At 53.6% G+C, this 13,162-nt stretch carries 4 protein-coding genes and 1 pseudogene; 4 read left to right on the forward strand and 1 reads right to left on the reverse strand.

What is annotated here, in order from left to right:
- Window positions 1-580: 580 nt before the first annotated feature.
- A complete protein-coding gene (locus A8O25_RS00715) occupies window positions 581-1,867 on the reverse strand; it encodes a citrate synthase (protein WP_066829453.1) in 1,287 nt (428 codons plus the stop codon).
- Window positions 1,868-2,404: 537 nt separating this feature from the next.
- Here A8O25_RS00715 and A8O25_RS00720 point away from each other — a divergent pair.
- From A8O25_RS00720 to treY, 4 genes and pseudogenes are all read left to right on the forward strand, one after another.
- Window positions 2,405-4,057, forward strand: coding sequence for an NADP-dependent glyceraldehyde-3-phosphate dehydrogenase (locus tag A8O25_RS00720; protein ID WP_066829456.1), 1,653 nt, complete (start codon window positions 2,405-2,407; stop codon window positions 4,055-4,057).
- 229 nt (window positions 4,058-4,286) lie between these two features.
- Window positions 4,287-6,452: a glycogen debranching protein GlgX gene (gene glgX / locus A8O25_RS00725; RefSeq protein ID WP_066829458.1), complete on the forward strand. Its 2,166-nt coding sequence runs from the start codon at window positions 4,287-4,289 to the stop codon at window positions 6,450-6,452.
- Window positions 6,415-8,307: a malto-oligosyltrehalose trehalohydrolase gene (gene treZ / locus A8O25_RS00730; RefSeq protein ID WP_241498895.1), complete on the forward strand. Its 1,893-nt coding sequence runs from the start codon at window positions 6,415-6,417 to the stop codon at window positions 8,305-8,307. The genes glgX and treZ overlap by 38 nt, the downstream gene beginning before the upstream one ends.
- 602 nt (window positions 8,308-8,909) lie before the next feature.
- Window positions 8,910-13,140, forward strand: a pseudogene (treY, locus tag A8O25_RS00735) (malto-oligosyltrehalose synthase).
- The last annotated feature ends 22 nt before the right edge of the window (window positions 13,141-13,162 follow it).

The raw sequence follows: 13,162 nt of genomic DNA on the forward strand, positions 1-13,162 counted from the left end.
AGTGACTGGCTGTTCTTGTAGGTTCATTGCAAGCCCAGAATTGCCGGAAATATCTAAGCAGAAATTCTTTGCATAAAACGCTTGCCCAAAGCAGGTTCTCCCCTTTCGGAAAGATAAAGAGGGGTGTTTACACAGGAGAGCACCCATTGCTAAGAATTCTTTTTCTATGGTGCGGAATTTACTTCCATGACTTACCTCTTTAGTCACGGACATAACTTCCGTGCCATTGTTGGGAACGCCATGACCGGCAGATGTAAACACCCCATTAGAGCTTCGCTCGCTGCCTCAAACTCTCATTCGGGCAATCCTCAAGGGGAGAATCAGTGTATTCAAAAGTTCTTTATGTAGGGGCAACGGCTTTATCTTGGTTTCCTATCACGGGGATTACAACCCCCCTGAGTACTTCTCTCCGGATGACAAATCCGGAAGTGCAGGCAGGAAAAGAGAACTGACGTTCCGTTTTCAGCCTACTTTTCAGAAACTAGGCTGAAAACGGGAATCTATCAATAACGTAAATACCAAAAACAGGAGAGCCCCAGCATTGTGCTGGGGCTCTCCTGTTTTTGTATACACGCTCAGATTAGCGCTCGCTCACTGTCACGTAGTCACGTTCAGTAGCGCCGGTGTACACCTGGCGCGGACGCCCGATTGGCTCTTTTGCTTCACGCATTTCTTTCCACTGGGCAATCCAGCCGGGCAGACGGCCCAGGGCAAACATTACCGTGAACATCTCAGTTGGGATGCCAATGGCGCGGTAAATGATACCTGAATAAAAATCTACGTTAGGGTACAGCTTGCGCTCAACAAAATAAGGATCAGACAAGGCGGCTTGCTCCAGTTCCTTCGCAATGTTCAGGATGGGGTCATTCACCCCCAGAGCCGTCAACACCTCATCTGCGGTTTTCTTGATGATAGTGGCGCGTGGGTCAAAGTTTTTGTACACCCGGTGCCCAAAGCCCATCAAACGGAACGGATCATCTTTGTCTTTCGCCTTGGCGATGTATTTTTTTGAGTCCCCACCATCTGCTTTGATGGCTTCCAGCATCTCAATCACCGCCTGGTTCGCACCGCCGTGCAACGGACCCCAAAGGGCGCTGATACCGGCAGAAACAGAGGAGTAAAGAGAGGCATTGGCAGAACCTACCAGGCGAACGGTAGAGGTTGAGCAGTTCTGCTCATGGTCTGCGTGCAGAATCAGCAGCTTGTTCAACGCATCTACCACCACAGGATTGATTTCGTAGTCCTCTGTAGGGTACGCAAACATCATGTGCAGGAAGTTGGAGCAGTAGTCCAGCTTGTTCTTGGGGTAGTTCACCGGGTGACCCACTGAGTTCTTGTAAGACCAGGCGGCAATGGTAGACAGCTTGGCCATTAACCGGATGATGGAGAGGTCTACTTCCTCTTTGGTCTGGTTCGGGTTCAAAGACTCCGGGTAGAAGGCCGTCAAGGAGCTTACCAGCGCAGACAATATCCCCATTGGGTGCGCATTAGACGGGAAGCCATCTAAAATCTTGCGCATGTCTTCATTTACCAGGGTGTGTACCTTGATCTGATTGGAGAACTGGTCCAGCTCCTGCTGCGAAGGCAGTTTGCCGTAAATCAGCAGGTAGGCAACTTCAATAAAGTTAGACTTCTCGGCCAGCTGCTCAATGGGATACCCGCGGTACCGCAGAATTCCTTCTTCGCCGTCAAGAAACGTGATGGCACTTTCTGTGGCGCCCGTGTTCTTGTAGCCGGAGTCCAGGGTAATATAACCAGTTTGCGCGCGTAAAGCCCCAATATCAATAGCTTTCTCGTTTTCGGTACCCGTTACTACCGGATACTTATACGATTTGCCTTCCAGAATCAGTTCAGCAAAATCAGACATAGTACTTATTTATAAGTGTTAGGATAGGTTTGTGTGCCTTGGGAGCGAAGTTAGACAATGAGGTTTAAAAAGAAAAATGTTATGCGGAACATACTTTTTTTAAAAACTGTCAAACCAATTCGCCCTATGGCATCTTCTATTTCATTTACGGTAATGGGGTAAAAGAGTAGGAACACATGCGGGACCACCGGTTAAATTAGAATAATTCATTTTACCGCGCTGAGAAATGGTTGCAGCCTCTGAGAAAAGGGCTGCCAGCAGCTTATAATCCCGCCTATTTGAACCAGGAGGCAAACTACGGGTGAAAACAGAAATAGGGGTACATAAGTTTTGTCCTCTCTGCTGAAACCTCTGGGAAACAATTGTTAGTTAATTCGTAAATTTTCATTAACAGCCTTTTTTTAAAACCATATTTTTGTAAAAAAGGATGGATGGTGCTATATTTTTAAAGTTTTACAAAATGTTTTGTTATTTTCATAATAGTGTTTACCATTGTGCTATCAATTAGATACTTAGTGTCACTGATTTGCCTTACGCATGGAAATAACAAACAAAACTTTACCAGTCACCAAAGAAGACCTGAAGGCGATCTTTGTGACAGAAGAACAAATTCCTGAGGAATATTCCCTGAGCGCAGAATTACACCAGAAAGAATATCTTTCCAACGGGTTCATGAAAATCTGGAACGGCCCCAGCCATTTGGTTTATTCACCGGTGGCGGTTGCCCAGCCAGACGGGTCTTATCAGCGCAAACTCATAGGTACGTATCCTATCTGTACAGAGACAGAGGCGTTAGAAGCCTTAGACGCGGCGGTGGCAGCCTATGACAATGGGCGGGGCCAGTGGCCTACCCTCAGCGTAGATGACCGCATCACGTGCGTTGAGAATTTCACCCAGAAAATGATTGGGCAGAAAGACAGCGTGGTGAAGCTCATCATGTGGGAGATTGGCAAATCATATGCTGACTCTGTCAAAGAGTTTGACCGTACCGTTGAATATATCTATGCCACCATTGACGCTCTAAAGAATATTGACCGCCAGTCTTCCCGCTTTGAAATTGAGCAGGGCATTGTGGCACAGGTCAGGCGTTCACCGCTGGGGGTGGTGCTTTGTATGGGGCCGTTCAACTATCCGTTAAATGAGACCTTTACCACGCTGATCCCGGCCCTCATCATGGGCAACACTATTCTCTTCAAGCCACCCAAGCACGGCACGCTTCTGTTTTACCCACTGCTGAAGGCGTTTCAGGAAAGCTTCCCTGAGGGAGTGGTGAATACCATCTATGGCCGGGGGCATGCCATTGTGCCGGCCCTCATGCAGTCTGGCAAGGTGAACGTACTGACTTTGATTGGCTCCAGCAAAGTGGCCGATGAGTTGAAGAAGCTGCACCCTAAAGTAAACCGCCTGCGTGCCATCCTGGGGCTTGATGCCAAGAATGCCGCCATCATCACGCAGAACGCTGACCTCAAACTCTCTGTAGAAGAGACAGTGCTAGGTGCGCTCTCCTTTAACGGCCAGCGCTGTACCGCCCTTAAAATCATATTTGTGCACCGCAGCAAGGTAGACGCTTTCCTGGAGCAGCTCACCGCCGCGGTTGGCAAGCTGAAATATGGCATGCCGTGGGAAAAAGGGGTGGCCTTGACACCGCTGCCTGAGCCGCATAAGCCGGCTTATTTACAGGAGTGCATAGAAGATGCGCTGGCCCACGGGGCCCGCGTGGTCAATGAGGGCGGCGGTACTTCCTTTGAGTCATTTGTGTACCCGGCCATTCTGTACCCGGTGAATGAGAAGATGAAGCTGTACCGCGAGGAACAGTTTGGTCCGTTGGTGCCCGTGGTGCCGTTTGATGATATTGAGGAGCCTATCCAGTACCTGATAGAATCTACCCACGGCCAGCAGGTGAGTATCTTCAGCCAGAACCATGAGGAGCTGTCACTTTTGGTAGATCCTTTGGTGAACCAGGTGAGCCGGGTGAACATCAATTGCCAGTGCCAGCGCGGACCAGACGTGTTCCCGTTCACCGGCCGCAAAGACAGCGCCGAAGGAACGCTGTCAGTGGTAGATGCGCTAAGGTCTTTCTCTATCCGGTCACTGGTGGCTACCAAACTCAATGAAAACAATAAGCAGCTGCTGAACCAGATTGTAAGTGACGGGAACTCCAACTTCCTGAGCACGAAATTCATCTTCTAAAGCCTACAAATGACTGCAGGAAAAAGCCGCCGGGGGAGCCCTCAGCGGCTTTTTTGTTTTCCCGGTTCTGTTTGTTGGCTGTTTTTCCAAAAACAGCCCCAAAACAGGAATAAAAATTCAACATATAGACATTCAGATATAGACGCAGAGACTATTTATCCGTACACGAAACCCGGGAATTGAAAATCTACCTCCCCTTGAAAAACGTCTACCTGAACCAAGTAACTATATGAGTCTTATTACCTATCCAGGCAATCCTTTCCCTTTAGGTGCCACCTGGGATGGCCAGGGAGTGAACTTTGCACTGTACGCCCCTAATGCCACTGGTGTGGAGTTATGCCTCTTCTCCAATATTGAAGATGGCACTGAAACGGCCAGAATTGAAATGCTGGAACGCACCTACCAGGTGTACCACCTGTATATCCCTGAACTGGAGCCGGGGCAGCTGTACGGCTACCGGGTGCACGGGCCGTATGAGCCGGAAAACGGACACCGCTTTAACGCGAACAAACTCCTGATTGACCCTTACGCCAAGGCGGTGGCGGGCACTGTGAACTGGCATGAATCCTTGTTTGGCTACCAGTTTGGCCATGAAGACGAAGACCTCAGCTTCTCAGAGATGGACAGCGCGCCTTATGTGCCAAAGTCGGTTGTTATTGACCCCAGCTTTGACTGGGAGGGAGACACCCCCCCCAAGTATGGCTACTACCAGTCGGTGATTTATGAGGCGCATGTAAAGGGGTTCACCCAGATGCACCCGGAGATTCCGGAGGAAATCAGGGGGACCTATGCGGGTATTGCCCATCCGGCTACCATCAACTACCTGAAGGAACTGGGCGTCACGTCGCTGGAATTGCTCCCGGTGCACCATTTTATCACTGACTGGTACCTGCAGGACAAAGGGCTCACCAATTATTGGGGCTATAACTCCATAGGTTTTTTTGCCCCAGATGTGCGGTACTCCAGCAGCGGTGTGCTGGGCCAGCAGGTCACCGAGTTCAAGAACATGGTAAAGGCCCTGCACAAAGCCGGCATTGAGGTGATTCTGGACGTGGTGTACAACCATACCGGTGAAGGCAACGAGAAAGGGCCAACCCTCTCCTTTAAAGGCGTAGACAACGCCTCCTACTACCGGCTGGTGGAAGAAGACAAACGGTACTACATGGACTACACCGGCACCGGCAACACGCTTAACGCCAACCTGCCCAGCGTGCTGCGCCTCATCATGGACAGCCTGCGCTACTGGATTCTGGAGATGCACGTAGACGGTTTCCGGTTTGACCTGGCCTCAGCGCTGGCCCGTGAGCTGCACGGGGTAGACAAGCTGAGCTCCTTCTTTGACATTATTCACCAGGACCCGGTGATCTCTCAGGTGAAGCTCATTGCCGAGCCGTGGGACGTGGGTGAGGGCGGCTACCAGGTAGGCAACTTCCCACCCGGCTGGACCGAGTGGAACGGCATGTACCGCGACTGCATGCGCGACTTCTGGCGCGGCGAGGAAAGCATGCTGGCCGAGTTTGCCAACCGCTTCACCGGTTCTTCAGATCTGTATTATGATGACTTCAGGAGGCCAACCGCCAGCATCAACTTCATTACCGCCCATGACGGGTTCACCCTGCATGACCTGGTGTCTTACAACGAGAAGCACAACGAGGCGAACGGCGAAGACAGCAAAGACGGTGATGACCACAACCGCTCCTGGAACTGCGGCGTGGAAGGCCCTACAGATGACCAATGGATCATTGACCTCCGGAACCGCCAGAAACGCAATTTTTTAGCCACTCTGTTTTTATCACAGGGCGTGCCCATGCTGGTGGCCGGTGATGAGATGAGCCGTACCCAGGGGGGCAACAACAACGCCTACTGCCAGGACAATGAGATCTCCTGGATTAACTGGCAGCAGGCAGACTCCTCTTTGATGGAGTTCACCAGAAAAATGATCCACTTCCGGAAGAACCACCCGGTTTTCCGCCGCAGGCGCTGGTTCAAGGGCCATGAGATTGAAGGGCTTGGGGTAGAGGACATTGCCTGGTTTTTACCCACCGGTGACACCATGTCTATGGAGCACTGGGATCAGGACCACGCCAAGTCGCTGGCCATTTACCTGAACGGGCGGGGCGTGCACACCCGCGGCCCCAAAGGCGAAATTTTGATAGATGACTCTTTCTACGTCATCTTCAATGCGTACCATGATTCACTGGAGTTTACCCTGCCCACTGAGAAGTACGGGAGCCAGTGGGAGGTAACCATTGACACTTTCCGGGATTTGGTGGAGCCGGAAAACCCCACCGTCTACAACGCCGGAGATACGTTTTTAGTAGAGGGCCGGTCAGTGCTGGTCTTGAAAAACCATGTGCATGAAACTGAAACAGAGGAGGCACCAGCCCATGAATAGCATCAACACAGGCAGACGCACGCTGGGGGTAAGCTTTCCTTCCGGCGGCCAGGCCGAAGTCTTGGTCTGGGCACCCAAAGCCGAGCTGGTGGAACTGACCCTGAATGAGGGCAACACCATTATCCCACTCAAGAAACAGGACTTGGGGTACTGGCATTTGGTGACGGGTGAAATTAAACCTGGCGACACCTATAAGTTTAGAATAAACGAAGAACAGGAATACCCAGACCCGGCTTCGTTGTCCCAGCCCGAGAGTGTGCACGGTCCCTCACAGGCCGTAGACGTGGCCAGGTTCAAGTGGACGGATGACAATTGGCAAAACCTGCCGCTGGAAGACTATGTGCTGTATGAACTGCACGTGGGTACGTTCACAGAAGACGGTACGTTTGCCGGCTTGGAGGAGAAACTGGATTACCTGAAGGAGCTGGGCGTCAATGCCATTGAGATTATGCCCGTGGCGCAGTTCCCCGGTGACCGCAACTGGGGCTATGACGGGGTATTTCCCTTCGCCACGCAGAACTCTTACGGCGGACCCAAAGGTTTGCAGAAGCTGGTAGACGCCTGCCACGCCAAAGGGCTGGCGGTGGTGCTGGACGTGGTGTACAACCACCTGGGCCCCGAAGGCAATTACCTGGGTGTGTACGGCCACTACTTCACTGACAAATACAACACCCCCTGGGGCCCGGCCCTCAACTTTGATGACGCCTGGTGCGACGGCGTGCGCCGCTATTTCACTGAGAACCTCCTGATGTGGTTCCGTGACTTCCACATTGACGCGGTGCGCATGGACGCCGTGCACGCCATCAAAGACTTCAGCCCGAACCACATTCTGCGGGAGATGAAGCAGCACGTGAACCAGCTCCTACAGGAGACCGGCCGCCCGCACTACATGATCGTAGAGCTGGACCTGAACGACACCCGCTTCATCAACCCCTTGGAAGAACAGGGCTATGGCATGGACGGCCAATGGATAGACGAGTTCCACCACGCCCTGCGCGTGACCATGACCGGCGAGCAAACCGGCTACTACTCAGACTTCAGTGGCATCAGTCACCTGGCCAAAGCCTACCGGGACGCCTACGTGTTCGATGGGCAATTCTCAGAGCACCGCAAAAAGACCTTCGGTATTAAAGCCGAAAACAACCCCGGAAAGCAGTTTGTGGTGTTTACCCAGAACCATGACCACGTGGGCAACCGCATGCTGGGCGAGCGCCTGGGCGAACTGGTAAGCTTTGAAATGCAGAAACTAGCCGCCGGGGCCGTCATTCTAAGTCCGTACCTGCCCATGCTCTGGATGGGAGAGGAATACGCTGAGCCGCACCCGTTCCAGTACTTCGTGAGCCACACCGACCCGGATTTAGCAGAGGCCGTGCGCAAAGGCCGCAAAGCCGAGTTTGCCGACTTCCACGCCGAAGGCGAAGCCCCAGATCCCATGGCCGAGGAGACGTTCTACAACTCCAAACTGCAATGGGAACTGGTGGAGAAAGAACCGCACCAAACGCTGTTTAAGTACTACCAGACCCTGCTGCGCCTTCGCCGGGAACTGCCAGCCCTGAAGAACCTTGACCGCAAAGCTGTAGAGGCCGAAGCAGATGAGGCTACAAAGACGTTGGTTCTGCGCCGCACCCACGGAGACCAGCAGGTAGTGGTCCTCATGAACTTCTCCCAGGAGCCGCAGCCAGTGACGGTGCCCTTAGGCGCCAAGCAGCTACAGTTGGTGCTAGATTCGGCTGCGCCCGAATGGAAAGGCCCCAAAGCCGCCGAAGCCACTGTGGCCGGTGGGGCAGAAGTAACCCTACAGCCAGAGAGTTTGGTGGTGTACAGCACCTCACCCCCCAGCCCCCTCTCCAACTGAGAGGGGGAGTCCCACTGACGCGTTTTCGGCCTGTTTTTAGAAAAACAGCTTAAAAACACACTGACAGCTTAAAAACACACTGTTAAAATAAAACAAACATTGAAATAATCGTGCTGATACTCCCCCTTTGAAGGGGGCAGGGGGATGTTTACACAGGAGAGCACGCATTGCAGATAATTCCCCTCCTCGGAGGGGTAGGGGTGGGTTCAATGCGCCTGCCGCCGCATCGCCTCTTACTCAAAAGACCTCGCAGCGTCTTCCAGACCTGCGAGTGTCTGTGCCAACAGCAGGTTGCCAGAAGGAAACTCTCAGCTTACGGGTAATTGCACAGGCCGAAGCGGTAGCAACCTGATTGAACCCACCCCTTCCCCTCCCAAGTGGGGAGTTTCTGCACGAGTAAGAAAAGAGTAGCTCGTGTAAGGAATTAAAGAAGAGTTTCCATCTCAGTACCAACACCACATAAACCTAAAATCCTGTTTTCCAGCTCTTTTTTGAAAAACAGGCCGAAAACAGAAACACATAAGCCCCTCTTTACGTGAGGGGTACAGCGGGTGACACCAACCTGAGATTCACTCCATCCAAATACCACACAAAATAGAACTATGCACAATCCTGTTGCCACATACCGCTTGCAGTTTCACAAAGAATTTACCTTTGAAGCCTTTGAGCGCATCATACCATATTTACAGAAACTGGGGGTGAGTACCATCTATGTCTCGCCCATTTTTGCGGCCACCCCGGGCAGCACGCACGGCTATGACGGCACCAATCCGCACCGGGTGAACCCGGAGATTGGCACCGAGGAGCAGCTGAAAACGCTGGCCGGTTCTTTGAAGGAGCAGGGCATCAGTTGGCTGCAGGACATCGTGCCCAACCACATGGCGTTCCATCCCAACAACCCGTTTTTGATGGACGTTTTGGAGAAGGGGCCACTGAGTCTGTACCACCACTTCTTTGACATTAACTGGACCAGTTCGCTGTACCAGGGGCGGGTGATGGTGCCGTTTTTGGGCTCTAAGCTGGAGGAAGTCATTCAGAACAAAGAGCTGCAAGTGGCTTTTGATGCGGGGCAACAGCGGCTGGTGTTGAAGTACTATGACAGCGCCTATCCTTTGAACCCTAAGTCTTACGAAACCCTTCTTCGGGGCGAAGGCGAGCCGAACCAAGCCATTGACCAGTTGCTGGAAAAACTGGACGAAGCCCACAAAGACGAGGATCCCAAAGGCTTCTTCCTGAAGTGGGAGGAGTTTCGGCAACAGCTGGTGTCTTTGATGAAGAATGACACGGTGGCCTCCTCCATTGAGGCAAGTTTGCAGGCGTTCAATGACAACCCGGAGAAGCTGCAGCAACTGGCCGAGCAACAGGTGTACCAGCTGTGCCACTGGCAGGAGACAGATTCCCAAATTAACTTCCGGCGGTTTTTCACCGTGAACGGGCTCATCTGCCTGAACATTCAGGACCCCGAGGTCTTCCAGATTTACCACCAGTACATTAAGCAGCTCTTAGACGAAGGTGTGTTCCAGGGCCTGCGCATTGACCACGTAGACGGCCTCTATGACCCCACCGGATATTTGCAACAGCTGCGGGAATTGGTAGGCGAGGGTACCTACATTGGCGTGGAGAAGATTCTGGAGCCGGGCGAACCCATGCCGAAGCAGTGGCCCATCCAGGGCAACACCGGCTATGATTTCCTGTCATACGTGAACAACCTGTTCACCTATAAACCTGGGCAGGAAGCGTTTGATAAACTCTACCACCAGTTGGTGGGCGAAGGCGCGGCCGTGCATGACCAGATTCACGAGAAGAAAGCCTATATTCTGAACGAGCATATGGGCGGCGAGCTGGAGAACCTGTACCAGTTATTTTTAGAGCAGCGCCTGGTGGATGAAGAAGTGTTGAGCAGCGTACCGGGGGAGCAACTGAAAGCGGCCATTGGCGAGTTTCTGGTGCAGTGCCCAGTGTACAGATATTATGGTAACCAGATGCCGCTGGAAGGCGAGGAAGCCGAGGCGTTGCAGAACATCTTCAACGCTATCAGAGAGAGTAAGCCGGAACTTAACGGGGCAGTGGAGATTCTGGAGAGAGCCATTCTGGGTGCTGCGCCTGAAGGGGAAGATGATACGTACCTGCAGCGGTCGCAACGGTTTTACCAGCGCCTTATGCAGTTCAGCGGCCCCATTATGGCCAAAGGGGTGGAAGACACCATCATGTACACGTACAACCGCTTCATCGGGCACAATGAAGTAGGCGATGCGCCGGAGGCGTTCGGGGTGAGCCCGCAGGAGTTCCACCAGATTATGCAGGACCGCCAGCAGAACTGGCCGCTGTCGCTCAACGGCACCTCTACCCATGACACCAAACGCGGCGAAGACGTGCGGGCGCGCCTGAACGTGCTCACCGAACTAGGGGAGGACTGGACCGCCGCTGTGCAGGAATGGCGCGAACTGAACGCTGACCTGAAGCAGAACAACATGCCTGACACCAACGATGAGTACCTCATCTACCAGACCTTGCTGGGCGCATACCCCATGCCGGGGCAGGACGAGGACGACTTTGAGAACCGGGTGCAGGAATATATCCAGAAAGCCCTCCGCGAAGCGAAAGTCAATTCCAACTGGACTACGCCCAACGAAGAATACGAGGCCGCAGCCAAAGCCTTCGCGGTAAAGTTGCTGGACAAGAGCCGTCCGTTTTGGGGCATTTTTGAGAAATTCAGGTCAAAAACGACTGACTTCGGGATTGTGAACTCGCTGAGCCAGGTGCTCTTGAAGTTTACCGCGCCGGGCGTGCCCGATGTGTACCAGGGCACCGAACTTTGGGATTTCAGCCTGGTGGACCCTGACAACCGCCGTGCCGTGAACTATGAGAAGCGACAGGCCTGGCTGGAGGAACTGGACAGCACCGATTTGCGCAAGTTGGAAAACCTGTGGGAAGACCTCTGGGAGAACCGCTATGACGCCCGCATCAAACTCTGGCTCACCCGCACCCTGTTCACCGAACGCAAGAACAACGCCGACCTCTTCGCCAAAGGCGAATACCTGCCGCTGGAGGTAGAAGGCGAGGGCAAAGACCACGTGCTGGCCTTTGCCCGCAAGCATCTGCACACCTGGTACATTGTGGCGGTGCCGCTGCATCTGGCAGCGCTGGCCAAGGAACAGGGCGTAGAAACGCTGGAAGAAATTGACTGGAAAGACACCAAAGTCATTCTGCCCAAAGACGCGCCTAAAGATTGGCAAGACACACTGGTGCGCAGCAACGGCAGCTATGCGCATGAGTTGAGCGTGGGCGACCTGTTCGGGATATTCCCGCTGGCCTTGCTCAAGCTTAGAGCTAAGAATGAGCGCGGGGCGGGTATTCTGTTGCACATCAGTTCGTTGACCTCGCCGTTCGGGATTGGGGATATGGGTCCGGAGGCGCGTAATTTTGCCAACTTCTTACAGGCCAGCAATCAGAAATATTGGCAGCTGTTGCCGCTCAACCCCATTGAGGCGGGACAGGGGTACTCGCCGTACAGCTCCATCTCCAGCCGCGCGGGTAATCCGCTGCTCATCTCGCCGGAGTTGCTGGCCAAGGAAGGTCTGCTGAACGCGGAGGAACTAAGCCAATACCACCTTCCGCAGACGGGCAGCGTGGACTATGAGCAGGCCAAGCGGGTGAAAGACGAGCTGCTGGAGAAGGCGTGGCAGACGTTTAAGAACGGTGATTTTACGGCGCTGCAACAGCAGTTTGTGGACTATTGCGGCACCGAGGCGGGCTGGCTCCATGACTTCGCGCTGTACGTGTTGCTCAAAGACCAGAACGGCGGCAGCGCGTGGTTCCAGTGGGAAGACCAATACAAACAGCGTGACCCCGAAGCGCTGGAACAATTGGTGCAGGACCACGCCGAAGCCATTGAGAAAACCAAATGGGTGCAGTTCATCTTCAACAAGCAATGGAAGCGCCTGCGCACCTACTGCAACAACCGCGGCATCCAGATGTTCGGAGATATGCCGTTCTACATCAGCTATGACAGCGTAGATGTGTGGGGCAACCGCGAGATTTTCGCCGTGGACGAGGAAGGCAACATGACCGGCGTGGCGGGAGTACCACCCGATTCTTTCTCGGAGGACGGTCAGCTCTGGGGCATGCCCGTGTTCAAGTGGGACGTGCTAAAGGAGCAGGGCTACGACTGGTGGATGGGTCGTCTGCGCAAGAACATGGAGCTCTATGACCTGGTGCGGCTAGACCACTTTAGGGCCTTCGCCGATTACTGGGAAGTGCCCGCGGGCGAGGAAACCGCCAAGAACGGCGATTGGAAACTAGGCCCGGGCCGATTTCTTCACCTATGTGGAGAAGGAACTGGGCAGCCTTCCGTTCATTGCCGAGGACCTGGGCGAAATCAACGACCTGGTGCTCAAGCTGCGCGATGATTTCAATCTGCCGGGCATGAAGATTCTGCAGTTCGCGTGGGGCGATGAAATGCCGCAGAACGACTACATGCCCCACAACTACGCCCGTAACTTCATTGCCTACACGGGCACCCATGACAACAACACCACGCTGGGCTGGTACCGCCAGGAAGGCAAACCGCACCACCAGCAGATTGAGCACTACGTGGGCCGTGAACTGAGCGAGCACGACATCTGGTGGGTGATGGCGCGCCTGGCCTACGCCTCAGTAGCTAAAACCGCCATCCTGCCCATGCAAGACGTGCTGGGCATTGACGAACAAGGCCGCATGAACACCCCTGGCCAAGGCCAAGGCAACTGGGGCTGGCGCTTGGTGCCAGGGCAGATTACCAAAGAAACCGAGAACCAGTTGAAGGAGTGGACTTGGTTGTATAATAGAGATTAGAAGGAAGAGGAGAGAGGAAAAA

The sequence above is a fragment of the Rufibacter ruber genome, assembly GCF_001647275.1.
In the GTDB taxonomy this organism is placed as follows: domain Bacteria; phylum Bacteroidota; class Bacteroidia; order Cytophagales; family Hymenobacteraceae; genus Nibribacter; species Nibribacter ruber_C.